This is a genomic window from Kitasatospora sp. NPDC041917 (assembly GCF_055589745.1).
On record NZ_JBVJBI010000046.1, the window covers coordinates 1 to 24,246 of the forward strand.

The 24,246-nt window shown below is 72.9% G+C and carries 23 protein-coding genes; 12 read left to right on the top strand and 11 right to left on the bottom strand.

The features are described 5' to 3' along the window. Positions 1 to 164 precede the first annotated feature (164 nt). The 3 genes from ACZ6EM_RS34430 to ACZ6EM_RS34440 form a co-directional block, all read right to left on the bottom strand. Positions 165 to 716 carry a hypothetical protein gene (locus tag ACZ6EM_RS34430; RefSeq protein WP_465774116.1) on the bottom strand — a complete coding sequence of 184 codons (552 nt, stop codon included), beginning with the start codon at positions 714 to 716 and terminating at the stop codon, positions 165 to 167. Between the two features lie 14 nt (positions 717 to 730). Next, positions 731 to 1,171, bottom strand: coding sequence for an ATP-binding protein (locus ACZ6EM_RS34435; RefSeq protein ID WP_465774117.1), 441 nt, complete (start codon positions 1,169 to 1,171; stop codon positions 731 to 733). Between the two features lie 100 nt (positions 1,172 to 1,271). Continuing rightward, positions 1,272 to 1,760 (bottom strand): NUDIX domain-containing protein, encoded by a 489-nt coding sequence (locus tag ACZ6EM_RS34440; RefSeq protein ID WP_465774118.1) that lies wholly within the window; start codon positions 1,758 to 1,760, stop codon positions 1,272 to 1,274. Positions 1,761 to 2,092: 332 nt separating this feature from the next. Between ACZ6EM_RS34440 and ACZ6EM_RS34445 the strand changes: the two genes are divergently transcribed. The 3 genes from ACZ6EM_RS34445 to ACZ6EM_RS34455 all read left to right on the top strand — a co-directional run bounded on the left by ACZ6EM_RS34445 (position 2,093) and on the right by ACZ6EM_RS34455 (position 3,728). Beyond that, the gene (locus ACZ6EM_RS34445; RefSeq protein WP_452180977.1) at positions 2,093 to 2,932 is read left to right on the top strand and encodes a helix-turn-helix domain-containing protein; all 840 of its coding nucleotides are present in this window, start codon (positions 2,093 to 2,095) and stop codon (positions 2,930 to 2,932) included. Further along, entirely contained in the window at positions 2,925 to 3,134 is a 210-nt protein-coding gene (locus ACZ6EM_RS34450; protein ID WP_401055449.1) for a DUF397 domain-containing protein, read from the top strand. Before ACZ6EM_RS34445 ends, ACZ6EM_RS34450 begins: the two co-directional genes overlap by 8 nt. 360 nt (positions 3,135 to 3,494) lie before the next feature. Next, positions 3,495 to 3,728 (top strand): DUF397 domain-containing protein, encoded by a 234-nt coding sequence (locus ACZ6EM_RS34455; protein WP_401055446.1) that lies wholly within the window; start codon positions 3,495 to 3,497, stop codon positions 3,726 to 3,728. Between the two features lie 631 nt (positions 3,729 to 4,359). On the opposite strand, the gene ACZ6EM_RS34460 is transcribed toward ACZ6EM_RS34455, so the two are convergent. The 3 genes from ACZ6EM_RS34460 to ACZ6EM_RS34470 form a co-directional block, all read right to left on the bottom strand. Continuing rightward, positions 4,360 to 4,578 carry a hypothetical protein gene (locus ACZ6EM_RS34460; protein WP_465774119.1) on the bottom strand — a complete coding sequence of 73 codons (219 nt, stop codon included), beginning with the start codon at positions 4,576 to 4,578 and terminating at the stop codon, positions 4,360 to 4,362. Between the two features lie 466 nt (positions 4,579 to 5,044). Beyond that, positions 5,045 to 5,707 (bottom strand): response regulator, encoded by a 663-nt coding sequence (locus ACZ6EM_RS34465; RefSeq protein WP_465774120.1) that lies wholly within the window; start codon positions 5,705 to 5,707, stop codon positions 5,045 to 5,047. Further along, entirely contained in the window at positions 5,704 to 6,870 is a 1,167-nt protein-coding gene (locus ACZ6EM_RS34470) for a sensor histidine kinase (protein ID WP_465774121.1), read from the bottom strand. The genes ACZ6EM_RS34465 and ACZ6EM_RS34470 overlap by 4 nt, the downstream gene beginning before the upstream one ends. A gap of 504 nt (positions 6,871 to 7,374) precedes the next feature. Here ACZ6EM_RS34470 and ACZ6EM_RS34475 point away from each other — a divergent pair. The 4 genes from ACZ6EM_RS34475 to ACZ6EM_RS34490 all read left to right on the top strand — a co-directional run bounded on the left by ACZ6EM_RS34475 (position 7,375) and on the right by ACZ6EM_RS34490 (position 13,093). Further along, positions 7,375 to 8,865, top strand: coding sequence for an alpha/beta hydrolase family protein (locus ACZ6EM_RS34475; protein WP_465774122.1), 1,491 nt, complete (start codon positions 7,375 to 7,377; stop codon positions 8,863 to 8,865). Between the two features lie 6 nt (positions 8,866 to 8,871). After that, complete coding sequence (locus ACZ6EM_RS34480; RefSeq protein ID WP_465774123.1) at positions 8,872 to 11,232, top strand: cytochrome P450; 2,361 nt, start codon at positions 8,872 to 8,874, stop codon at positions 11,230 to 11,232. A gap of 125 nt (positions 11,233 to 11,357) precedes the next feature. Continuing rightward, positions 11,358 to 11,705 (top strand): hypothetical protein, encoded by a 348-nt coding sequence (locus tag ACZ6EM_RS34485; protein WP_465774124.1) that lies wholly within the window; start codon positions 11,358 to 11,360, stop codon positions 11,703 to 11,705. A 482-nt stretch (positions 11,706 to 12,187) separates the two neighbouring features. Next, positions 12,188 to 13,093, top strand: coding sequence for a hypothetical protein (locus ACZ6EM_RS34490; protein WP_452178598.1), 906 nt, complete (start codon positions 12,188 to 12,190; stop codon positions 13,091 to 13,093). Between the two features lie 447 nt (positions 13,094 to 13,540). Here ACZ6EM_RS34490 and ACZ6EM_RS34495 read toward each other — a convergent pair whose 3' ends face one another. Then, positions 13,541 to 14,563, bottom strand: a complete 1,023-nt coding sequence (locus tag ACZ6EM_RS34495) for an ArsR/SmtB family transcription factor (RefSeq protein ID WP_465774125.1) — start codon at positions 14,561 to 14,563, stop codon at positions 13,541 to 13,543. A gap of 232 nt (positions 14,564 to 14,795) precedes the next feature. Between ACZ6EM_RS34495 and ACZ6EM_RS34500 the strand changes: the two genes are divergently transcribed. After that, entirely contained in the window at positions 14,796 to 15,197 is a 402-nt protein-coding gene (locus tag ACZ6EM_RS34500) for a hypothetical protein (RefSeq protein WP_465774126.1), read from the top strand. Positions 15,198 to 15,402: 205 nt separating this feature from the next. Beyond that, positions 15,403 to 15,654: a hypothetical protein gene (locus tag ACZ6EM_RS34505; RefSeq protein ID WP_401045404.1), complete on the top strand. Its 252-nt coding sequence runs from the start codon at positions 15,403 to 15,405 to the stop codon at positions 15,652 to 15,654. 171 nt (positions 15,655 to 15,825) lie between these two features. Here the strand turns inward: ACZ6EM_RS34505 and ACZ6EM_RS34510 are convergent, their stop codons facing one another. Then, positions 15,826 to 16,638, bottom strand: a complete 813-nt coding sequence (locus ACZ6EM_RS34510; RefSeq protein WP_465774127.1) for an LppU/SCO3897 family protein — start codon at positions 16,636 to 16,638, stop codon at positions 15,826 to 15,828. A gap of 171 nt (positions 16,639 to 16,809) precedes the next feature. On the opposite strand from ACZ6EM_RS34510, the gene ACZ6EM_RS34515 reads away from it, so the two are divergent. Then, on the top strand, positions 16,810 to 17,562 hold the full coding sequence (locus ACZ6EM_RS34515; RefSeq protein WP_465774128.1) for an Lsr2 family DNA-binding protein: 753 nt from the start codon (positions 16,810 to 16,812) through the stop codon (positions 17,560 to 17,562). 322 nt (positions 17,563 to 17,884) lie between these two features. After that, positions 17,885 to 19,045, top strand: coding sequence for an ATP-binding protein (locus ACZ6EM_RS34520; protein ID WP_465774129.1), 1,161 nt, complete (start codon positions 17,885 to 17,887; stop codon positions 19,043 to 19,045). 62 nt (positions 19,046 to 19,107) lie between these two features. On the opposite strand, the gene ACZ6EM_RS34525 is transcribed toward ACZ6EM_RS34520, so the two are convergent. The 3 genes from ACZ6EM_RS34525 to ACZ6EM_RS34535 form a co-directional block, all read right to left on the bottom strand. Further along, positions 19,108 to 20,745: an alkaline phosphatase D family protein gene (locus ACZ6EM_RS34525; RefSeq protein ID WP_401045395.1), complete on the bottom strand. Its 1,638-nt coding sequence runs from the start codon at positions 20,743 to 20,745 to the stop codon at positions 19,108 to 19,110. Positions 20,746 to 21,063: 318 nt separating this feature from the next. Then, the gene (locus ACZ6EM_RS34530) at positions 21,064 to 22,701 is read right to left on the bottom strand and encodes a multicopper oxidase family protein (protein ID WP_465774130.1); all 1,638 of its coding nucleotides are present in this window, start codon (positions 22,699 to 22,701) and stop codon (positions 21,064 to 21,066) included. Then, on the bottom strand, positions 22,694 to 23,167 hold the full coding sequence (locus ACZ6EM_RS34535) for a hypothetical protein (protein WP_465774131.1): 474 nt from the start codon (positions 23,165 to 23,167) through the stop codon (positions 22,694 to 22,696). Before ACZ6EM_RS34535 ends, ACZ6EM_RS34530 begins: the two co-directional genes overlap by 8 nt. 67 nt (positions 23,168 to 23,234) lie before the next feature. On the opposite strand from ACZ6EM_RS34535, the gene ACZ6EM_RS34540 reads away from it, so the two are divergent. Further along, positions 23,235 to 24,227 (top strand): LysR family transcriptional regulator, encoded by a 993-nt coding sequence (locus tag ACZ6EM_RS34540; protein ID WP_465774132.1) that lies wholly within the window; start codon positions 23,235 to 23,237, stop codon positions 24,225 to 24,227. Positions 24,228 to 24,246: the final 19 nt, after the last annotated feature.

A 24,246-nucleotide genomic window follows, 5' to 3' on the forward strand; every position in this document is an offset into this window, starting at 1 on the left:
CGCTGAACGCCTTCGAGATCACCTTCGACGGCCGACTCTCCGCCGGCCGCCGCTAACTCAACCCAACCGAGTTACACCGTTCACTGGACAGACCCAACGCGCTCGGCTCCTGCCACGCTGCACAGGAAGTCGGCGGGTCCGACTTCCTGCGCACGGCGCGGAATTCAGGTTCGGGTGGCTTGGGTGCGGCAGTGGGTGAGGGCGTAGGTGAGGCGGGTGTCGGGGTTGGGGGTGGTGGTGAGGAGTTCGCCGGCGGTGACGAGGGCGGTCCAGTAGGTGGTGGGATCGCCGGTGCGGGGCAGGGGTCGGGCGGCGGTGAGGGAGAGGTAGGCGGCGGTGAGGTTGCCGGTGGTGAACCAGCGGGTGAGGCCGTGGTGGTGGCCGGGTCGGAGGCTGCCGTGGGCGTCGATGGCGGCCAGGAGGTGGTCGACGGCGGCGAGTTCGGTGTCGGTGAGGGAGGCGGGGACGTCGAAGACGCCGAGGGCTTCGAGGAGTTCGCCGGTGTCGGTCTCGGTGCCGGGGCGGGGGTTGGCGAGGAGGGCGTCGTGGCACTCGTCGAGGCGGCGGACGGTCTCGGCGAGGGGGATGGTCAGGGCGAGGCAGACCGCGCGGGCCGAGGGCACCGGTTTGTGGGTGCGGCGGGCGAGGAGGGCGTAGGTGTCGGCGGGGGTGCGGCCGCGGGAGAGGGCGTGGCCGGCGAGGGTGGTGAGGTGCATGGGGGTTCGGACTTTCAGGCGATGACGAGGGCCGGGGCGTAGGGGATGGGGGCGACGAGGGCCCAGACGTACTTGCCGATGCCGCCGGGGCGGTTGGCGCTGCCCCAGCGTTCGGCGAGCTCGTCGACGAGGAACATCCCGCGCCCGCGCTCGTCGTCCGGCGAGGCGACACGGAGGGACGGGCGGCCGCTTCCGGCGTCGTGGACCTCCAGCCGCAGACGGGAGTTGACGAGGGCGAAGCGGATCTCGATGTGGCAGTCGTCGGGGGCGTCGGAGTGCTGGACGGCGTTGGCGAACAGCTCGCCGAGCAGCAGCTCGGCGGTGTCGGCGTAGCGCTCGCCGGAGGGGAGGCCGGACAGGTAGGCACGGAGCAGGTAGCGCGCCAGGGGCGTGGATTCGGCCCGGGAGTCGAGGCGCGCGACGAACATGCGGGGCCGGCGGTGGGTTTTGAGCATGGGGGACCTCAAGGGGTTGAACGCGTGCTGCTGGAGAAGGGGCCGGACCGCACTCACGGAGGTCCGGCCCCGTGGTGTCGCCGTCGGGCCGGGCGCTTGATCAGGCGACCGGGACCGGGACGCCCCGCACGAGGAGGGGGAGGCCGTCGCCGTGCTCCCAGGCGTCCCAGGCGTCCTCGACGCGGCGGCACTGGTCGTCGGCCATGAGGTCGCGGAGCTGGTGACGGGGGACCCAGTGGAGGGCGCGCAGTTCCTCCGGGGGCTGGTGGTGGCTGGCGGTGTTGGCCTGTTGGGGTGTGACCTTCCCGCCCGCGTAGACGAGGTTGAGGCCCTCGGGGAACTCGGCGGCCGGCATGTAGTCGATGGTGAGGACGGTACGCAGGGGCAGGACGAGGCCGGTTTCGGTTTCGAGGTGCCGGCGGGCCGCGAGGTGGGGAAGTTCGTCCTGCTCGGCGCTGCCGCCGGGGAGGATGAGGCCGTCCATGTAGACGGGATCGACGAGGAGGGCGGAGAGTTCGCCCGATCCGTCGGGGTCCTCGCGCAGGGCGAAGATCTGCTGACCCGACCGGCGGGCCGGGGGCTTGCTCATGATGCGGGTCCTGCTCAACTCTGCTCCAGGTAAGAGGAATTGATGGCGGGCGGCAGTGGCCACCCGTCGACGGGCGGGCGGTAGGCCTTCCCGGGTGCGACCTCCACGAAGATGCGCTCGGCGGATCGCTGCCCTCAGAGCCGGTGAAGTCCGCTACAAATTGGTGGAGTTGAAACCGATTCTCGGGATTCCGCGTGTGACACACGAGACCTCCGCCGGTTGCTCTGTGCTCCCGGTGCATCACCGGGCGTAGCCATAGTGGCCCCTCTCCCGCTACGATCGGAACTCGATCTGAATCTTGAAGTTGATGCTCGGCAAGTAGGCGAAGATCAGTGAACATCAAAGAGCTTGATCCAACATCAGGTCCATGGGCACCCTTCGGGGTGCAACTTCGCAGGTCACGTAAGGCTGCTGGCCTCACGCAAGCCCAGCTGGCCAGGCGCTTGGGGGTCGATCCCTCCTACGTCTCCTACGCTGAACTTGCTCCTCCTGGCCGGACCCCGCCAAGCGAGAAGTTCGCACGTGATGCCGATCGGGTGCTTGAGACGGGCGGAACCCTGCTGCTGATGTGGCTCCAGGCCAAGCACTCGGCCTTGCTGGAGGGCTTTCCCGAGTACGCGGCCAATGAGACGCGGGCCAGTGAGATCCGGATCTTCGAACTCGGCATCATCCCCGGCTTGCTCCAAACGAAGTCCTATGCAGCGGCTCTTGCAAGGGCAGATGTTCGTCGAAGGGACATCACTCCCAAGCAAGCAGAAGAGAGGCTGACCTTTCTGTTCGCACGACAGGAGGCCCTGGCGCGACGTGATCCGCCGCTCATCCATGCCGTCATGGACGAGAGCTGCCTCCGGCGGATCATCGGTGGCCCCGAGGTCATGCGGGAACAGCTTGAGCAACTTGAACAGCTCTACGAACAGGGGCGTGTGGTACTTCAGGTAGCGCCGTTCAGCATGGGAGAGCACAGGCCGTTCGCCCTGCCCATGCGGCTGCTGACGCTCCCCGATGGCTCCCTGTTTGGCTACTCTGAGTCTGAGGGGCGAGGGCACGTTGAACGTGATGACGACAGGCTCCGCGACTGGCGTAGGAGATACGATCGCCTCCAGGTAGGGGCGCTGGCCGAGTCGGCGACCCTCGAATTGATACTCCACGCTCGGAAGGACTCTCATGGCTGATTTCGACTTGACTACCGCTTCGTGGGTGAAGTCGACGTACAGCCAGCAAGGCGGCGACTGCCTTGAGGTTGCGCGTGGCTCTCGTGCATTGATGCCGGTCCGTGACTCCAAGGATCCTCAGGGCCCGGCTCTCGTCTTCCCGGCCGAGGCCTGGGTGTCGTTCGTTGCCGCTGTTCTTAGCGGCGAGTTCGGCGAGGTCTGAGCCTCCGCCCGGCCCCCGCAGGCCCGGACCGCTCCCCGGTCCGGGCCTGCGCCGTGCCGGCTCGGACGTCACGCCGGCCCGCCGCCCCCGCCCGGAGCGGAAGCCAGCACCGTCCGCCCACCGGGTGGTGCTGAACGGCTGCGAACCGGACGTCACCACGCTCCGCAACGGCCGCCCCCGCTGACAGACCTCGCCGCCGACAACGAACAGAACCTGACGTTCGCGGACCGCCTAAGCGAATCTCACCCGTCGAAACCGCCAGTTTGAGGTCCTTATGTCCCAGGCGCTCGACCCGCAGGCGTCGCGGTCATACTTGCAGGCAACCCTGACGAACAGTGCGAGTTGGGGATAACTGAGAGGATGACCATGCACGACGGCACCACCCTCGACCAGGGCGGCTACAGCTGGGCCAAGTCCAGCTACTCGGCCGGTGAGAACGGCAACTGCGTCGAGGTCGGCCGGACCCCGGCCGGCATCATCCCGGTTCGCGACACCAAGCAGCACCGGCGCGGCCCTGTCCTGGAGTTCACCCCCGCGGCGTTCCAGGCGTTCCTTGACGCCGTCAAAGCACATGAGTTCCCGGTTCAGCTGTAACGGGTGAATGACGGATGGGTGGGCCCTGGCGAATCAGCCGCCGGGGCCCACCCATCTTCTTGCATACCACCTAGCCACGACAATGAACGCAAGTGGCCCTCACAACAATTCGGCAAGCTCACCTAAAACCGTCAACTGACGCACAGCAGCGCAGCCCTGTCTCAGGGGGCTGGCCAATGGCCGGCGTCCTACCTCACTTGGTGGCTGACCCTGCCCGAAGGCGCCACCGGGCGGGCCGCCCGGCGGCGTCCGAACCGCAGGCCCTCCTGCCAGAAAGGTTCGGGCCGGGTCGGCGCCGTCCTGCCAGAGGTGCCTGCGATGGCGGCACGGCCGACCCGGAACTCCCCGATGACCTACTGCACCTGTCGAACCACCGAGACACCGTTCCCCGAGCGCCCCGACCGGCACGCCGCCGAACCGGGCTTCGCACTCGCCCTCGCCTACAACGGCGAACTGCCGGTCGGGTACGCCTACGGCAACACCGGCGCGTTCCTACCGGCCGTCGTCCCCTCCCCCGTCGCACCCGCACCACCGGCCGCCGGTAGCACGGCCGCCCCCGGCACCGCTCCGGCGCCGGGGGCAGAGCGGCACCGGCCGCACCGCCGGTGCCTTCAGGTGGCTTCAGGTGCCTTCAGGTGGCTTTCGGCGGGCCGACGGTGCCGGCCGCCGGAGCAGCAAGGGCCCGGAGCAGCAGCAGCACCACCACCGCGCCGGCCAGGTTGACCACGGTCGGCCCCAACTGCGGGAACCACCCAGGATCCAACGGCGGCAGTGCCTTCGCCACCACCACGATCGTCGCCTGCCGGACGGCCGCGGCCCCGACCGCCCCCGGCACCGGATTCCGGCGCACCTGGCTCCCCCATCGCGCCAGCGCAGCTCGATGGTAGGCACGACCCCGTCAAGTCGGCGTCAGTTCAGCGGAGTTGGAATCGTTCGTCGCACCGCCAAGACGGCTTCGGGGAGGCGGGAAGGACGCCCGTGGACCCCGCCCCGCCTCCTACGTCCGATCCGACGGCCCGCACACCGGCACTGCCGCGGCCCCTGCGTCGAACCTCCCCGTCCCCGGAGCCGCCCGGATGCCGCCCCGGCCCCGGCCGCGCAGGAAGTCGACGGGACCGACTTCCTGCGCGGCGCGGGTTCAAGCCTGGATCGACGGGGCGGCCCCGCCGCAACAGCCCGGCCCCACCCCACCCCACCGAGCCAGAGCGCAGGAAGTCGGCGGGGCCGACTTCCTGCGCGCGGCCCGGCGGGTTGGGCGGACCAGGGCGAAGGGGCGTGGAGGGCGGGCGGGCCCACGCGGCGGCGGGGCTGTGGTGTCAGGCCGGGTGGACGAGGCGGCTTTCGTAGGCGAGGACCACGGCCTGGATCCGGTCGCGGAGTTCGAGCTTCTGCAGGATGCGTCCCAGGTGGGACTTCACGGTCGCCTCCGCGAGGTACAGGGTGGCCGCGATCTCCGCGTTGGACAGGCCGCGGCCCACCTGGACGAGCACCTCGCGTTCGCGGGCGCTGAGCCGGCCCAGCCGCTCGTCGTGCTCGGGGCCGCGGCCGTCGGGGATGTGCGGGCGGAGGTTCTCCAGCAGGCGGCGGGTGATCCGCGGGGAGATCACCGCGTCGCCCGCGGCGACGTTGCGGATCGCGGTGAGCAGTTCCTCGGGCCGGGCGTTCTTCAGCAGGAAGCCCGAGGCCCCGGCGTTGAGTCCGGCGAAGGCGTACTCGTCCAGGTCGAAGGTGGTGAGGATGAGCACCCTGCTGTGCGGGGAGGTCCCGACGACCTGCCGGGTCGCCTCGATCCCGTCGGTCCCGGGCATCCGGACGTCCATGAGGACGACGTCGGGGCGCAGCTCCCGGGCGAGGCGTACGGCCTGGGCGCCGTCGGCGGCCTCGCCGACCGGTGCCATGTCGGGCTGGGCCTCCAGGACGGTGCTGAAGGCCATCCGGAGCAGCGCTTCGTCGTCGGCGATCAGGATGCGGATCGTCATGCGCGCGCCGCTTCGCCGCTGTCGAGCAGCAGACGGGTGTGGACTCCCCAGCCGCCGCCCGGGAGCGGTCCGGCCCGCAGCGTCCCCCCGTAGGCGGCCGAGCGCTCGCGCATGCCGGGGATGCCGTGGCCGGACGGTGCGGCGGCGGGACGCGGATGCGGCGGGCGGGGGCCGCTGTCGGTGACGTCCACGGTGACGGCCGCGGTCGAGCAGTGGATGCGGACCGTCGCGCGGGTGCCGCCGGGTGTGTGCTTGAGGGTGTTGGTCAAGGCTTCCTGTACCAGTCGGTAGACGGTGAGTTGGGCGGTGGCGGGGATGTGGGCGTGGCCGCCGTGGACGTCGAGGCGGGTGGGCAGTCCGGCGGCGCACATCTGGTCGGCGAGGGCCTCCAGTTGGGCGATGCCGGGCAGCGGGTGGCGCTGCGCGTCCGGTTCGTCGATGCGCAGGACGCCCAGTGAGCGCCGCATGTCGGTCAGGGCCTGGCGGCCCGTCTCGGAGATCTGGAGCATCGCGGTGGTGGCCTTGTCGGGCGACCGGTGCTGGGCGTAGACGGCGGCGTCGGTGAGCGCGACCATGACGGACAGGTTGTGGGTGACGATGTCGTGCATCTCCCGGGTGATGCGCGTCCTTTCCTCGGCGACGGCCAGTCGCGCCTGCTGTTCCTGTTCGTGCTCCAGGCGGGCGGCCCGTTCCTCCAGGGCCGCGAGGTAGGCGCGCGTGGTGCGCACGTTCACGCCGAGGACGGCGGCGGCGACGACCATCGCGGTGACCGCGACGAACGGGGTCAGGAACGCGCCTTCCGTCGCCCAGCGCAGGCAGGCCAGCAGGGCACCCGCCTCCACGAGGGCGCCGGCGACGAGCGCGCCGCGCCGGCCCGAGGTGGCGGCCACCGTGTAGAGGGCCACCAACAGGGCTACATCGGCGGGCAGTTGGACGCCCGTCAGCCACTGGACGAGGGCCGCGGCCGCCACCGCGCCGAACACCGTGCGCGGGGCCCGGCGCCGCCACAGCAGGGGCAGCGCGAGGGCGGCGGTGAGGGCCACGGCCACCGGCAGCTCGTGCGGCGGGCGCGTGGTCGTGACGTTGAGGAGCAGGAGCGCCGGCAGCAGCGCGTCCCGTACCGCGGGCGGCAGCCGGGAGCCCCAGCGCCCGGCGGCTTTCACCGGTCGCGCCGCTCGTGCGCGGGCAAGGTCGGCGTACTGCGTCAGTCGTAGGGCGGTCCTCGCCCACCGCGCCCGCACCCGCACCCGTACAGGCACCTGGTTCCGGTGGGCCTGGCCGGGTTCCGCGGCCGCCTCGGTCATCGCACGTCCCTGTCGATTCGGCGTCATGGTGGCCCCGGCCGGGGCCACCGCCGCGGACAGCCGGTTCCGGGTCGGGCACGGGGCCGTACGCCTCGCGCCGCCCCGGCACGCACCACCGCCGCCCCGGCACGGACCGCTGCCCGGCACGTACCGCGGCCCTGCTCACGGTAGGCCGCCGGCCCGCGCGGCACATGAGTCCACCGTCTGATCGCGCCGGGCCGGGATACGCCCGCAGGAGGAGTCCCGATACCTCCCGTGGTCGCAGTGCGGCCGCCGGTCCGGCGTGCTCGACTACTGCTGCGGTCGTACGGGGAGGTTCAGCGGTTTGCGACCCCGGTCGGCCACGGCGGCGACCCGTGATCGATGCGGCGGCGCACGCCCGGCGCCGAGCATGGCCGGGTGACCGAGAACATCGCGGGACTGCCCATGTCCCCCCTGGAAATCCTCGCCCTGCTGGGTGCCGTCGCGCTGGTGGTGGCACGCTGGCTTCCCCCCGCCGCCCGCCCGCGCGTGACGATCGCGGCGGGGGCGCTCCTCGTGCCGTCCGCGCTCGCGCTGGCCGTGACGGGGATCCGCTGGCAGCTGCTGCCGGTCCTGGCCGGCGCCGCCCTCGCGGCGCCGTTCGCCCTCTCCCCCCTGCTGCGGCGCCGTACCGGCCGGCCGGCGTGGCGGGCCCGCTGGTGGCTGGCGCTGCCGGGATCGGTGGCCTGCGCCGGCCTGATCGCCACCGGCCCGGTGGCCGCCTGGGCCTTTCCCGTACCCGTGTTCCCCGAACCGTCGGGCGCCTTCGCGGTCGGCACCCGCGTGGTGCAGTGGACCGACCCGCACCGCCCCGAGACCTTCACCGCCGATCCGAACGACCTGCGCACCGTCGTGGTCCAGCTCTGGTACCCCGCGCGGAAGAGCCCCGCGGGCACGCGGCGGGCCCAGTACCTCGGACGCACCGAGCGCGAGGCGCGCACCGTCTCCGAGGCCCTCGCCCGCGGCGTCGGCCTGCCGGGCTTCCTGATCGACGGTGTTCCGCGGGCCCGCAGCCGTTCGGTCTTCGACGCCCCGGTGGCCGGCGGTGGCGAACGGTTCCCGGTCGTGCTGTTCTCCCCCGGGTCGGGCGGGGTGCGCACCCAGAACACCGCCTGGGCGGAGGAACTGGCCAGCCACGGCTACGTGGTCGCCGCCCTCGACCACCCGTACGACTCCGCCGCCGTCGTCCTCGCCGACGGCCGGACGATCACCACCGAGACCGCCTCCAGCGGCGACCGGGACAAGGACGACGAGCTGGCGGCCGGCTGGACGGCGGTGCGGGCCGCCGACCTCGGCTTCGTCCTCACCCGGCTGGACACCCTGGACCGGGGCGGGATCGCCGACCCGCTGACCGGACGCCTGGACACCGGGCGGGTCGCGGTGAGCGGCCACTCCATGGGCGGCGCCGCCGCCCTGCAGGCGGCCCGGCAGGACCGCCGGTTCGGCGCCGTCGTCGACCTGGACGGCTACCCCCACGGCCCCACCGCACCCGCTCTCGACCGGCCGACGCTCGCACTCACCCAGGCCCTCACCCCGGGAACCGACCCGCGCTACCTGCCCCGCCTCACCGAGGCGCTCGGGTCCAGCACCGCGACGAGCTACCGGCTCACCGTCCCCGGCGCCGCCCATCTCACCTTCATGGACGGCCCCCTGTACCTGCCGCCCGTGCCCTCGCTCGTCGGCTCCCTGGGCCGCACCGAGAGCCCGCGCGTCGTCGCCGCGGCCACCCTCGCCTTCCTGGACGCCGTTCTGCGGGACCAGCCCGGCGACCCGGCCGGCGCCCTGCGGGCCTACGGCGACCTCAGCGTCCACCGCCCGGGCGACCGTGGGTGAAGCCGGGTGACGGGAGGCCCGGCGCCGGCCCGGTGCCGGGGTGGTTCAGCGCCGGCCGGCTGGACGGCGCCGGGCACCCTGCTGCCGCTGGCCGGCGCGGCCCTGCTGGTGGCGGCCTTCGCGGTGGTGGAGCTGCGCCGGGCGCAGCGGGCGATGTTCGACGTCCGGCTGTTCCGGCGGCCCGAGTTCCTCGCGGTCGTGTGCCAGCCGTTCACCGTGACCCTCGGCTTCGTGGTGCTGCTGGTCTACCTGCCCGCCTACCTCCAGGGGGTGGGCGGGCGTTCCGTGCTGACCAGTGGTCTGCTCCTGCTGCCGCTGACGGTGCCCGTCCTGCTGCTGCCGCTGCCGGCCGGGCGCCTGGCCGCGGCGTTCTCCGTCCGTACGGTGCTGACCGGCGCCTCGGCGCTGATCGCGCTGGGCGCCCTGCTGCTGGTCACGGTGCGCGGCGGCGCGGGGTGGGCGGCGCTGACGGTACCGCTGCTGCCGTTCGGGGCCGGGGTGGGGCTGGCGTTCGGGGCCGGGGTGGGGCTGGCGTTCGGGGTGATGGACGACGCGGCGGTGGGCACGGTGCCGGTCGAGCGCGCCGGGGCCGCGGCCGGCGTCTTCAACACGATGCGGATCACCGGCGAGTCGGTCGCGGTCTCGGGCGCGGCCGCGCTGCTCACCACGCTGACCGCCGCTCACCTGCCCGGCCTGCCGGGCGGCGAGGCGGCCCGGCTCGCCGCGCGGGCCGTCCAGGGGCAGGTGGACCCGGCCCGGCGGGAGGCGCTGGCGGCCGGGTTCACCGGGGCCCTGCACGTCCTGGGGATCGTCCTGGCCGTGCTGTCCGCGGCGGGGGCGGTGCTCACCCACCGGGCTCTGCGGGAGCGGGGCGGGCGGGATTCGAAGGTGCGCCGGGGGTGCGCCGGGGGTGCGCCGGGGCGGTGCGCCGGACGGGCCAACGCCCCGTTGACGGCCGCGCCGCGCCCCTCTACAACGGAGCACGGGCCCCGGTCCGCAACGGAGCACCGGCCCCGGACAGGCCGGCCCCGCCGCGGGGCACCGTCCACCGGGGCGTGCCCGACAGGTCCTGAGAGTTCCCGAGTTCCCGAGTTCCTGAGCCCCCGAGAGCTCGTGAGGAGCAATGCCATGGCTCCAGACGACAGCCGCTGCCCGGTGCTGGACATGACCGCCCGGCGCATCCACCAGCAGAACGCGGAGCTTCGCGCCGCCGGGCCCGCCGTACGGGTCGAACTCCCCGGCGGCATCATCGCCTGGTCCGTGACCCGCAGCTCGGTGATCCGCGCCCTGACCGGCGATCCCCGGATCTCCCGCGACCCGCGCAGGCACTGGCCCGGCCTGGCCTCGGTGCCCGAGGGGTGGCCGATGGGGCCGATCGCGTTCCAGCAGAACTTCTTCAACCTCTACGGCCGCGAACACCGCTCGGCACGGCGGCAGATGGCGCCCTCCTTCTCGCCCCGCCGGGTGTCCGGGCTGCGGCCCGGGATCGAGGCGACGACCGCCGCCCTCGTCGGCGCGTTCCGCGGCCTGGGCCCCGGCGAGGCCGTGGACGTCCGCCGGGCGCTGTCGCTCCCGCTGACCATGACGGTGATCTGCGACCTCTTCGGCGTGCCCGCCGACATGCGGCCCCGGATCGGCACGTCGATGGACGCCCTGCTGACGACGACGGCCACGACCGAGCAGATGACCGCCTCCCGGGCGGCGATCAACGTGGTGCTGACCGACCTGCTGGAGCTCAAACGGCGCTCCCCCGGGCCCGACCTCGCCACCGACGTGGCCGCCGTCGGCACCGGCGGCGGGACGGGCCGCAGCGAGGAGGAGTCCCGCGACATCCTCTTCCTGATGCTGGGCGCCGGGTACGAGACCGCGGTCAACCTCATCACCAGCGCCGTCCAGGCTCTCCTCACCCACCCCGGCCACCTGGCCCGGGTCCGCGAGGGCGGCCTCGGCTGGGGGGACGTCATCGAGGAGACCCTGCGCCACGAGAGCCCGGCGATGCACATCCCGCTGCGCTACCCGCTGGAGGACATCGACCTCGGCGAGGGCGTGGTCGTCCGGCGGGGCGAACCGATCCTGCTCGGCTTCGGCGCGGCCGGCCGGGACCCGGAGGTCCACCCGCAGCGGCCGGACGACTTCGACCCGACGCGCCCCGACAAGGAGCACCTGGCCTTCGGCCACGGCCCGCACTTCTGCCTGGGCGCGCCACTGGCCCGACTGGAGGCCGAAGTGGCCCTGGACGGGCTCTTCGGCGCCTACCCCGGTGCCGTCCTGGACCCGTCCAGGGCGGCGCCGGCCCGGATGGAGTCCGTCATCATCAACGGCCCCTCCGAACTCTGGATCGTCCCCACGCCCACCCCGGCCGCCTGACCTTCGTCGCGAACGACCGTTGTGCGCGTAATCGTTGTGGCACGTTCCGCGACATCGACCGAAGACAGGCGACCCCGGCAGTGCTGGAACACCCCGGGGTCCGGCAACAGGAACAACCACTCCCGATGCGCGTTCATCGTAGCGCCCACGTGCGCGACTTCACCGTGTTGCCCAACGGCATGCTGCAGTGCCGGCGGCTCTCCTACACCGCCCGCGACCTGCTCGCGGACCTCCTCTCCCGCCCCGACGGCCGGCGCGAGGACGGCCGGCACATGGCCGACACCAGCCCCCAGGGCCGTGGCGCGATCCGCAAGGCCCTGAAGGAGCTGACCGCCGCCGGGTACTACCGGGTCGAGAGGATCCGCATGCCCGACGGCACGATCGTCACCGAGACCCACGTCTACGACACCCCGCAGCTCGCCCCGCCGGGTGCCACCCGTCCGGTTCCCGGCGAAGCGGCCGCCGTTCGCTGACGCCCCTCCAAAGGACAGGAACCAAGAACCCTCCCTCCCCGACGTGGAAATGACGAATCATCAGGAGGGCGAGGGAGCAGCTCCGTGAGGCGATCGCCACCCTGTTCCGGGTGATCCGGCCCGAGCCGCGCCTGCGCCTGGGCGAGGCCGAGGCGCGTGAACTCGCTGCGTCTCGGCGAGCGGCCCCAGCACCGTGACCCGTACCCGCGCCAGGTCCTCGGCGGTGAAATGAACCCGTAGCACGCCGTCCTCCTCATCCGCGCCCACACCCTGCGGCTGAGCCTTGCCGACGCACTCGTTTCGGGGCAGACCGAAACGAGTCGAATCCCGCACGGCTCGGATGGACTCTTTCATCCGGCAAAGACGCGAACGATCCCGACAACAGATCACCGAGACGAAGAGTTGGCTGGACAGACCCCCTGAATCGTCCGCACTCGGTAGGCAAGCAGCGACACTGATCAACTCGATGACGAGGAGCCCGGATGGATGACCTATCACCCAAGGACGGCAAGACGCACGAGCGACTCGTGTCCCGCCTCAAGCTGCTGACGTCGGCGGTTCTGGTGCTGCTCCTGCTGATGGCCCGTAGCTGGTTCGAGGGCCAGAACATGATCGGCAGCGCGATGCTGTTCTTGGCTGTCGCCGTGTGGGTCGGCGCATCGGCCGTCCTCCACCTGGCGGGGCGCGAGGGGACCAGCAAGGCTCATGGTGCTGCCGCGCCCGCCATTCAGGCGCCGGTCCGGGCGCAGGGAACCACCGGTCCGAGCCCCACCCGGCCGTTTCAGGGGTGGCGTGGGACATTCCGTCCCGGGCTCAACAGCCTTGTGGTGCTGACGGTGGTGGCAACGATCGTGCTGGTCGCCGACCGCCCGTGGAATGCACCGTGGTGGCCGGGGCGACACGAGGCTTCGCAGCTGCCGCAGGCGTGCACGGCCGGGGCCACGGCAGCGGCGCATCTGACGCCGAATGCGGCTGCCGACGGGAGCGAACGCCTCAGCGCCGGCTACGGTTCCGGCTCACGGTGCGTCTGGCGCGACCGGGAGATCGGCACCACTCTCGTGATCGACTACGTGCTGGGCAAGTGGGACGGCACCTTCGGCTCCGACGCCACCACGAGCGCGCGCAAACAGCAGGCGCTGAACATACGCGCTGCCAACGGTCCCAGGTCACACTCCGGCACGATCACCGACCTCGGCGACGAAGCCCGCAGCGTGTACCAGCCCGGTGGCACCGTGCACGTCCTCGTCCGGCGCGCCAACGTGGCACTCAGCGTGTCGTACTCACCAACGCCCAGCCTCGGTCAGAACACGGACCAAGTGGACGCGGTCAGCCTGGCCGCCACTGAACAGGCCGCCCGGGAGGCCCTCACGCCCGTACGACTTGACTAGCCTGCGCGTCTCATCCGGGGTCGCGTCCGGATGGTGATCGGAAACGCGAAAGGGCTTTCTGAGCTGCAGCGATAAGGCTTGTCCAAGCTTGGTTTCTAAGGTCGGCGGGTTTGGTGTTCCTTGATCGACTCGGCGCGTTCGACCGTCTTTCCGACGTGGTGGCACCTGGCTCTGTGCTCGTTCTTCGAGCCGGAAAGCCGTCCCGCGCCCGGCCGGGACGGTTTCGGTGCGGCCGCCGGACAGACCGCCGTCACGCACGCAACGCAACTGATCGTTTCACCGGGACGATACAGCCGCGCCGGATTCCGCCGACGCTGCGCCTGACCGGCTCCCGTACCCCGGGCGCCCCCACCGACGCCGTCGATGCCGGCTCGGCCCTCGCCGACCTGACCGCCCTCCTCGCCGACCACGCCCGTGGAGCCGGCCGGTGCCGAGTTCCTCCGGCTCCTAGACGTGGAAGTGACGGCCGTTGAGCAACGCGCCGCCGAGGGGGGTGAGCGTGTGCAGGACGGCACTGCCGCGTCTGGTGGTGATGATGAGGCCGGCCTGGCGGAGTACGGAGGCCTGCTCGCTCGCGGTGGGCAGCGACGCGCTGAGGCGTTCGGCCAGCTGCCCGGTGGTGCAAGGGCCGTCGCCGATGGCATGGAGGGTCCGGGCCCGGGTGCGGCCCAGGAGCGCGGACAAGGCGCCGTCGATCCCGTGCCGGGACGACGTCAGCAGTGCGGTGACGTCGGAAACGCCGCGTATGACGGGGAGGAAGAGCAGGACGGGTGCCTGGTCGTCCACCGGATCGGTGTAGGGAATCGGCCTGGTCTGACAGAAGGCGGACGGGACCAGCAACAGGCCCCTGCCCTCCAGGTCGACAGTGCTCGTGAGAGCGCCTCTGCCGACCTCCAGCGTCGGCGGCTTCCAGCGGAACTCGGGCGGCAGTCCCGTGAGCATCGCCTCGGGCCCGTCCTGGGCGAGCCTGAGCGCGTGCGCGGTCTGCTCCGCCCGCAGCCGGGGCAGGATCCGCGGCCAGTGGGGAGCCACGGCGACGCGGTGGACGTTACGGAGGAACACCAGCAGTTCCTCACGATCCTCCCGGACGTGCGCGATGTCGCCCCACGCCACACCCGCCCAGGGGTCCGTGCGGCGTAAGTAGCGGGCCCGTGCCTCGACGGCCCCCTCGAGTTCGGTGCGCAGGCGCTCGGCCGGTGCCGCGCGCAGTGCCTCGATCCCCTCCTCGACGGACGACGAGGCGCCGGTGACGGTGAACAGGTCCAGGACGGTCTCCTGGAAGAGGGAGGAGGCCGGATGGACGCGGGCGGGGGAACGAGCATGGACCTCGTGTCTCCATGCGCCGAACAACGCCCGGCTGTGCGGTTGTTGCAGGGTCGTCAGCGCGTGCAGCGTCTCCCCGAGCGGGCCCCAGGTCTCCGCTATCCGGGTCTTGGCGAGGTCCTGCGGGGTGAACGTGATGCGCAGCATGTGAGGGTCTCCCGGGTTCTGTTCGGACGCCCACCTTCCCGGCGCTCATCGTCTCCGGTCACGCACGACTGCTTCAAGTGGGCCTCACCACAGGGGTTTCGGCGACAGCCGAAAGGACTGGGGCCGCGCCCGCCGGCACCGTCAGGATGGGTTCCGAGGGCGGCGGACCGGGGCCCCAAAAACACCGGTGGTCCCCCCGGGCCTGATGGCCGTCCGAATCGAGAAACCACCCATGGAGGCGTTCATGCGTATTCGTCGTGCTCTCGCGGTCACCGCTGTCGGTGTCACGCTCGCTGTGGGCGCCGCGGCCGCACCGGCCGGCGCCGCCGCCACCGCCGCCGCGCCCTCTGCCGGCGTCACGGTCACCTGCGGCAACGCCTACTGGCCTCACACGGACAAGGACAACGGGTCCGGAACCATCAACAAGTCCGACGGCGCGGCGGTCCACACCGGCCCGTACGGTGCGTGCACCACCGTCGGTACCATCGGCGATGGGATCAAGGTGGAGTACGAGTGCTACTCCGTCAACGGGTACGGCAACAGGTGGACCTGGGTCCGTATGGTCGGCGGCGGAAGCTTCGGCTGGGTGTACAACGCCTACCTCGACAATGGGGGCGCCACCGTGCGCTGCTGAGCGCGCTCGGCCCCACCGATCCGTCGCACGCGCAAGGGGCCCGCTGTCCCACCGGACGGCGGGCAGGCGCACGGCATGCCCTACCCGGCCGGGCGTAGTGATCGAGGGCCACGTCCTCTCCCGCACCGCCGACCCGCAGCGCCCACTCTTTCATCCGTGCCCGAGGCACACCCACACATCCACGGAGCGACAGAGGAGAACGCCCATGCGCGCACGTCTGCTTCTCACCGGCCTGGCCCTGGCGGCGACCGTGCTGGTGGGCGGCGCCGCCACCGCCCAGGCGGCCCCCGCGCCCTCCCGGGCCGACACGGTCTCGGCCGCGGTTCCGGGGCACTGGGTGGTGAAGGGCCCCTACACCGAGTCGATGTGCATCGCCATGAGGGACTCCTACGCCGGCGACGCCTACTGCTCCTACTCCGGCACCAACAAGTACTACCTGCACTTCTGGGTCCTCTGACCCTCTCCTCGCGGGCTGCTCCCGCAGCGGCCCCGTCGTGAGTGCGCGGCACCTTGGGGGCCCGGGGGGGGCGTCGGCGGCGCGTCAGGAAAGGGTTCCGGCCCTTCGGTTCGTCCGAAGGGCCGGAGTCGCGCCGGGCGGGGTCGAGTGCCCCGGCCTCGCTCTACGGGGTCACGGGTTGACGGGGCCGAAGATCGTGGTCGGCTTCTTCTGCTGCGGGGTCTCCAGGCTCTGCAGGCAGAGGGTGTACTTGGTGCTGCTCCGCTTGTAGGTGAAGTAGCCGTCGGCGGTGGGGAACTTCCTGCACGCGGCCTCGCCGTCGTTGGTGTTCTCCTCGCGGCCCACGACGCGGGCCTCGGCCTTGGGGTCGGAGCAGGGCACCACTTCGACGTCGGGGTTCTTGTCGACGAGGCCGGGCAGGGCGGCGGCGATCGGGTTGTTGTTGTGGATGCAGTCGCCGGCCTTGGCGAAGTCGGGGTCGCGCTTCGCGACGAGGTAGATCACCGTGATCAGGAGCGCCGGGATGAGCACGCCGAGGATCGTGGGCCGCAGGTACACCGGCTTGCCGGGGTCCATCGGCGGGCGGGGCGCGCCGGGCAGCGGCTCGGCCAGCTTGTCGACCTTCAGGCGCTGCGGGATGTTGATCAGCATGATGATCGGGTTGACGATCATCGAGGGGATGCCCCACCAGCCCTGCCAGAGGCTGTCGGAGGTCATCTCGCGGTGGGTGGCGATGCCGCAGCTGCGGCAGAACGGCCCCCGGGTCTTCAGGTACTTCAGGATGATGATGAGGCCCAGGTGCCCGCGGAAGGTCGCGTCCACGGCCGGGACGGATCCGCAGTGCTGGCAGCCGAGCTGCCCCTCGCCGTAGCCGGGCAGGCCCGGGCCGGGTGCCGGGGCGTCGGAGGCGGGCTCGGTGGGCGCAGCGCTCTCGGGCAGCTCGGCAGACTGAGTGGAAATGGTGAAATCCCCCGTGACGGTCACGAATATGTGCGTCGGGAAACCTACCGCTGCCGGGGAGCCGGGAGGACCGATTTATTCACCGGCCGACGGAAGGTCGCCGAACCGTGATCACAAACCGGCCGATCGATGCCGAAACCTCCCCGGTCGGGCGTCCGACCGGCCCCTGTCGGTGGCCCCGCGTACGGTCGCCCCATGGATGACCAGCAGGAATCGCACACGAGCGGCGCTCCGGCGCACGGGGCGGCGCACGGGCCGGGCGAGGACGTACGGCAGGCGTGGGGCCGGGTGACGGGGTGGCTGGAGCGGCACGACCCGGCGGTCTTCGCCGCCCTCGGCGGCCCGGGGAGCCGGGAGGGCGTCGACCGGGCCGAACGGCGCATGGGCCTGACGCTGCCGCAGGAGTTGCGGCAGTGGCTCCTGGCGAACGGCATCGACGCCGGCACGCGGCCCGACATGCCCTCGTGCCTGGTGACGCGGGACTGCGCCGTGCCCCTGCCCGGCGGCCACATGCTGCTGGGCCTGACGGACATCCAGCGGGTGTACCTCAGCCGGACGGGCCTGGAGGAGGCGGAGCCGTCCGAGGACCCCGACTGCCCGTTCTGGCGCCGCACCTGGGTGCCGGTCGCCGCGGAGCGCGACGGCCTCTACGGGACGTTCCTGGACACGGCCACCGGAACCGTCGGCACGTGGGCGGAGGCGTCCTGCCCCGAGGAGGGCGTGTACGCCTCGCTGTCCGCGTTCTTCCACCATGCCGCGGACTGCCTGGAGAAGGTCCCCGCGGGAAACCGCGGCGGCCCCGGCAGGCCCGCCGCCACCCGTGACCCCGACCCCCGGCCCCAGGAAGAGCCGATCCGCCGCTGGGCCCGCGCCCACGGCATCCTCGTCAACGATCGCGGACGCGTCCCCGCGACCGTCCGCGAGGCCTACGAGGCGTCCCGGAGGTGAGCGGCCCTGCCGCCTCCCCCGGTGTCGCGGGGCGCGGCAGTGCAGCCGTCGGCTGCGGCGTGCGGTGGCGCCCGGTGGCGTGCGACGCACGAAAAAAGAGAGTGAATCAGCGCCCCTCGGTGGTGCCCGAAACGGCCTCGTGCGCGGCCTCGGCGGTGCCGTGGCCGCACTGCGGCGGCCATCCGGGACCCCTGGGGCAGGCACCTGCGGGCAGGCGCTCACGCGCCCGCCCACGCCGTCAACAGACCGGCTCTGACCTGGTGTTTTTCCGAAATTCACCTAGGCTGTGGAGTTCTGCCGGACCATCTTCGGAGGGGACACCGTGTGCCAGGAATCCAGCAGTTACGACGCCGCCCGCATCCAGGTGCTGGAGGGGTGGGAAGCCGTTCGCAGGCGGCCCGGGATGTACATCGGCTCGACCGGTGAACGCGGCCTGCACCAGATGGTGTTCGAGGTCGCCGACCGGGCGGTGAAGGAGGTCCTGGCAGGCCGCGCCGGCCGCGTCGAGATCACGCTCGGGTCCGACGGTGGCGTGTGCGTCGCCGACGACGGCCCGGGCGTTCCCGTCCACGACGAGGGGGATGCCGGCGAGCCCGGCCTCGAGGCCCTGCTGACCCGCATGCACGCCGGAGCGGGGCTCGGCGGCGGCCGCCACGACGTGATGCTCGGCCACTGCGGCGTCGGGCCCACCGTCACCAACGCCCTGTCGAGCCGGCTGACGGCCGAGGTGCGGCGCGAGGGGGTCCGCTGGGAGCAGGAGTACGAGCGCGGTGTCGCGGTCGCCCCGCCCACCGAGGCGGGCCCGGCGACCGGCAGCGGGACCGTCATCACCTTCTGGCCGGACACCGGGATCTTCGGTGCGGCGCAGTGCTCGTTCGACGAACTGGCCGACCGCTTCCGGGAACTGGCGCTGCTGAACCGGGTCCTGGACATCTCGCTGACCGACCGGCGCGACCCGGGCGAGCCACGGTCGCTCCGGTTCCGCTTCCCCGGCGGGGCGCGGGACTTCGTCGCCTTCCTCGACGGCCGGGACGCGGCTCCCGCTCTCACGGACATCATCGGCTTCGAGGGCGAGGACCCGCGGATGGCGGGGACGGTGGAAGCGGCCTGGCGGTGGCGCGGTCGCGGCGAGGAGAGGATCCGGAGTTTCGCCAACGGCCGGCCCACGCCGCGCGGCGGCACGCACGAGGCGGGCTTGCGTGACGGGGTGGCGGCCGCGCTCGGCGCGTACGCGCGCAAACGGCTCCTGCCGGCCGCGCCGGACCCCGTCCCGACCGCCGAGCAGGTCTGCGCGGGCCTGACGGCGGTCGTGTCGGTGAAGCTCGACCGGCCCGAGTTCCACGGCTCCACCTGGGACGTGCTCGGCGACGACACCGTGCGCGTCTGCGTCGCGCGGGCCGTCCGGGACCACCTGGGCGCCTGGCTGGAGCAGCACCCGGAGCAGGCCGCGGCCGTCGTCGGCCGTCTCGTCCACGGCCTCTGAGCGCCCGGCCCCGCCGCCTCCCTCGAAGCGGCGGGGCCGGGGCGTTCGGCGCGGTGCGGGTGTCAGGCGGGGCGGATGCCCGGGTTGCCGGCCTCGGTGGTGAAGGAGGCGGCGGTGGACAGGGTGCCGCCGGGGCGGGTGATGTGGGAGACCACCCGGTAGTCGGCGCGGGCGCGGTGGCGGTCCAGGGTGAGGACGGTGTAGCCGCGGCGCCCGTCGTAGAACTTCATGTGCGGGTTGGCCGACATGAGGTTGTTCCAGTTGGAGGGCTTCTCCTCGCCGTCGCCGTCGCTGCTGATCGAGGTGCCGACGAACTCCACGCCCACGGTGCGGGAGCCGGGGTCGTCGACGTTGCGCTTGACGTCCAGGGCGTAGGCCACGTGGACGTCGCCGGTGAGCAGCACGAGGTTCTTGACGCCGGAGCGGTCGACGGCCTGCAGGAAGCGCTCGCGGGCGGCCGGGTAGCCGTCCCAGGCGTCCATGGAGAGCTTGGAGCGCTCGGCGGTGGTGTTCTTGCGGCGGGAGAAGACGACCTGCTGGGGCACGACGTTCCAGGTGGCCCTGGAGCGGCGCAGGCCCTCGGCGAACCAGCGTTCCTGGGTGGCGCCCATCAGGGTGCGCCCGGCGGCGTCGGACTCCGGGGTGGGGTACTGCCAGCCGTCGCCGTTGGCCTGGTCGTCGCGGTACTGGCGGGTGTCGAGGATGTCGAACTGGGCGAGCTGGCCGAAGTGGACGCGCCGGTAGAGGGTCAGTTCGGTGCCGTGCGGCTGGGGCATGCGCAGCGGCTGGTTCTCCCAGTAGGCGCGGTAGGCGGCGGCGCGGCGGGCGACGAAGGGGGCCGGGTCCTGGTTCTTCTCCGGGATGCCGGCGGCGTAGTTGTTCTCCACCTCGTGGTCGTCCCAGGTGACGTACCAGGGGTGGGCGGCGTGCGCGGCCTGGAGGTCGGGGTCGTTCTTGTAGAGGGAGTAGCGCAGCCGGTAGTCCTCCAGGGTGGTGGTCTCGTGGTTGAAGTGGGCCGCGAGGGTGCGGTCGGTGTACTTGCGGTCGCCGCCGGCGGCGTCGATGCCGTATTCGTAGATGTAGTCGCCGACGTGGAAGACGGCGTCCAGGTCCTCGTTCGCGAGGTGGCGGTAGGCGGTGAAGTAGCCGTCCTCGTAGGCCTGGCAGGAGACGAGGGCGATGCGGGCGCTGTCGAGCTTCCTGCCGCGCGGCGGGGCGGTGCGGGTGCGGCCGACGGGGCTGGACCAGGAGCCGACGGTGAAGCGGTACCAGTACTCGCGTCCGGCGTCGAGGTCGTCGACGTCGACGTGGAGGGCGTAGTTGAACTCGGCGTGGGCGCGGGCGGTGCCGCGGCGCTCGACGCGGCGGAACTTCTCGTCGCGGGCGATCTCCCAGGCGACCTTGACCGAGCCGGTGGGCGGCAGGCCGGCGCCGGGCTCCAGGGGGCGCGGGGCCAGGCGGGTCCACAGCACGACGGCCTCGGGGGTGGCGTCGCCGGAGGCCACGCCGAGGGTGAAGGGGTTGTCGCCGATGGCGCGCGGGGCGATCTCGTTGTCGGCGGCGTGCGCGGAGGGCAGGTTGACGCCGAAGGCGAGCGCGGCGGCGGCCGAGGTGACGGTCAGGAAGCGGCGCCGGTCCAGGCGGGCGGCGGCCTCGCGCAGCATCCGGTCGGGCGTGGGGTGGTCGGCGGGGCGGGTCATCGGCGTGGTGGCCTTTCGCAGCTCGGGGGTGTGCGAAGGGAATTGGAGTGGACCGCCCCGTACGGCGGGGGTCGGGATCACGGCAGCAGAGTGATCATCTGATGGGAGAGCGGTGAAGGTCCGGCACTTCACCCCGAACCGGACGGAAGGCCGCATTCCGGTTGCGCCCGCCGTGTCCCGACCGGCCCCGACCGGCCCTGCCGCGCGCCCCGCGGGCCCCGGCACCCGCCCGTGCGCCCGGTGGGTGCGGCCCGCGCAATGGGCAGGTCAAGGCGCGCGGGCCGGACGCCTTCGGGTGAGCGGGCCCGGGACGGCCCGTCAGACGACCTCCAGGTTGGCCATCATCCCCATGTCCTCGTGCTCGGCGTTGTGGCAGTGGAAGAGGTAGCGGCCGCGGTAGCCGTCGAAGCGGGTGATGATCTCCGCGGACTCCCCCGGGCGCAGCGAGACGGTGTCCTTGAGGCCGGCGTCGTGGGGCAGCGGGGGCCTGCCGCCGCGGGTGAGGATGCGGAAGCCCACCAGGTGGAGGTGGACGGGGTGGTGGACGTCGGCGATCAGGCGCCAGATCTCGGTGTCGCCGAGGGGGACGGTGACGTCGGTGCGGGCGGGGTCGAAGGGGCGGCCGCCGATCAGCCAGCCGTGGCCGCCGTTCATGCGGCCGGCGCGGAAGGCGAAGTCGCGGGTGCGCACGGCGTCCTGGCGCTGCCAGTCGGGCAGGTCGGTCGACAGGACGGGTGGGATGCGGCTGTCGTCGGCGGCGGGGCGGCGGGTGATGCGGAAGGCCATGATGTCGCGGGTGCGGCCGGTGCCGAGGCGGTTGACGAGGCGGACCAGGGAGCCGACGGGGGCGGCGGCGAAGTCGACGACGAGGTCGTGGCGTTCGGCGGGGGCCAGGGGCAGGGAGTGGTGGGTGACGGGGGTGGCGAGCAGGCCCTGGTCGGCGCCGATCTGGACGAGGTCGAGGCGGCGGCCGTCCTCGGTGCGGGCCTCGATCTCGTAGTGGCGGGCGTTGGAGGCGTTGAGCAGGCGCAGGCGGTGGCGGGCGGCGTCGGTCTCGTGGACGGGCCAGGGGGCGCCGTTGACGAGGACGACGTCGCCGAGGACGCCGGCGAGGTGGGGTTCGGTGACGCCGGGGCGCTCGCGCAGGGTGGGGTCGAGGGAGGGGTAGGTCAGGGCGCCGTCGGCGGCGAAGGCGCGGTCGGTGATCATGAGGGGGATCTCGCGGGGGCCGGCGGGCAGGCCGAGGGCGTCCTCGGCATCGTCGCGCACGATGTGCAGGCCCGCGAGGCCGCGCCAGAGGGCGGGGGCGGTGAAGTCCATGCGGTGGTCGTGGTACCAGAGCAGGGTGGGGCGCTGGTCGTTGGGGAAGGTGTAGTCGCGTGTGCGGCGGCTGGTGACGGCGCGGGGGTCGGCCATGGCGCCGCCCATGCCCGGCATGCCGTCCGCGCCCTGCATGCCGGGCATGACGTGGGGGGTCTCGGGCCAGCCGGCGGGCAGGACGAGGTCGGTGGGGTAGCCGTCGGAGTCGGCGGGGGTGTGCCCGCCGTGGAGGTGGACGACGGTGGGCACCGGCAGTTCGTTGCGGTGGGTGACGGTGACGGGCCGGCCGCGGCGGGCCTCGATGGTGGGGCCGGGGAAGGTGCCGCCGTACGTCCACAGCCGGGTGGTGAGGCCGGGCAGGATCTCGGCGTCGGTCTCGCGCTGGACGATCTCGTAGCGGTCGGCTCCGCCGTCGGTGGACAGGGGCTTGGCGGCGGCGGGCAGCGGCAGCGGCACCTGGTAGGGGGGTGGCAGGGCGGCGGCGCTGCGCAGCTGGGCGCCGGTGGTGGCGGGGCGGCGGGCGAGGGTGGCGGCGGTGGCGAGGCCGGCGGTGGCGAGGAGGCCGAACGCGCCGCCGATGCCGAGGATCTGACGGCGGGTCATGTCGAGCGGGCGGCCGGGGCGGGGTTCAGTCACGGTCGTCCTCCCGGCGGGCGGGACGGCGGGCGGGGCGGCGCGCGGGCAGCGGGGTGCGCCACAGGGCGATGGTGAGGACGACGGTGGCGGCGATGGTGGCCACACCCAGGGGCAGGTGCAGCCACAGGGCGCCGTCGAGTCCGGCGAAGTACTGGACGGTCTCGGCCGCGACGGCGGCGAGGGTGGCGGCCGCCGGCCAGCGGCGGCGCAGCCGGATCCACACCACGAGGGCGGCGATCAGCTGGAGGTAGCCGAGGGAGGTGACGACGTTGGCGCCGGCGGCGTGCCAGCTGAGGGCGTCGTAGTCGCCGCTGAGGTAGACGCCGGCGAAGACGGGCTGGCCGAAGACGGCGGCGGTGTGGGCGGCGGCCAGGGCGCGCAGGGTCCGTCCGGCGGGCCCGGTCCGCTCCCCCGCGGCGGACCGGGCCTTCGGCTCCGGTGGGGTCCTGTCGGCGGCGATGGCCATGGGCGTCCTTCCTCGAACCGTTGCCGGGCCGCGCTGTGTGCCGGTGCGCGGCCCCGCCCATGACGCTATGACCGTCCGGTTATCCTGTCTAAGATCAATATTGCTATGGCGTTATGACGCCTCGGGCATGGGGGCGTCGGTGGACCTGAACACGCTCGCGCAGTTCCTGGCGGTGGCGCGGCTGGAGCACCTGAGCCGGGCCGCCGAGGAACTGCGCGTCGCCCAGCCGTCGTTGAGCCGCTCCATCGCCCGGCTGGAGGCCGAGCTGGGCACCCCGCTGTTCGAGCGGGGCGGGCGGCTGCGGCTGAACGCGGCCGGGCACCTGTTCCGCGGCTACGCGGAGCGTTCGCTCGGTGAACTGGAGGCGGGCCGACGGGCGGTGGCGGAGGCCGCCGGACAGGGGCTGGGCACGGTGCGCCTGGCCTCGGAGACGTTCCTGGCCTTCAGCGGACCGCTGGCGGCGTTCAAGCGCGGCCACCCGGGGGTGGAGATCGAGCTGCACCAGCTGTCCGCGCAGGAGGCGGCGCGGCGGCTGCGGGCCCAGGACGTCGACCTCGCCGTCTTCTCCCAGCCCGTCGCCGCCGAGGGCCTGGAGTCGGTGCCGCTGCTGGACGAGGAGGTGGGGCTGGCCGTCCCGGTGGGCGACCCGCTGGCCGGCCGCACCTCGGTGGGCGTCGAGGAGCTCGCCGAACGCCCGTTCATCGCCGCCCGCCCCGGCCACTGGCAACGCCGCCTGCTGGACCGGCTGTTCGCCGCCCGCGGGCTGGTGCCGCGGATCGTCTGCGAGAGCGACGAGGCCGGCGCCATCGCCGAACTGATCAGCGCGGGCCTGGGCATCGGCCTGGTGCCCGCCGTCGCCCGGCGCACCGCCACCCGCCTGCCGCTGGTGTGGGTCGGCGTCGACAGCCCCGACTGCCGGCGCTCCCTGACCCTGTTCTGGGACGCGCGGGCCCGCCTGCCCGCCGGCGCCCGGCTGCTGCGCGAGGCGATCGCGGGCTGGGACTGGGCGGGCGGCGGTCGGACAGCGGGCGGCGGGCGGCAGGCGGACGGCGGCTTCTGACAGCCGGCCCCCGGTTCGG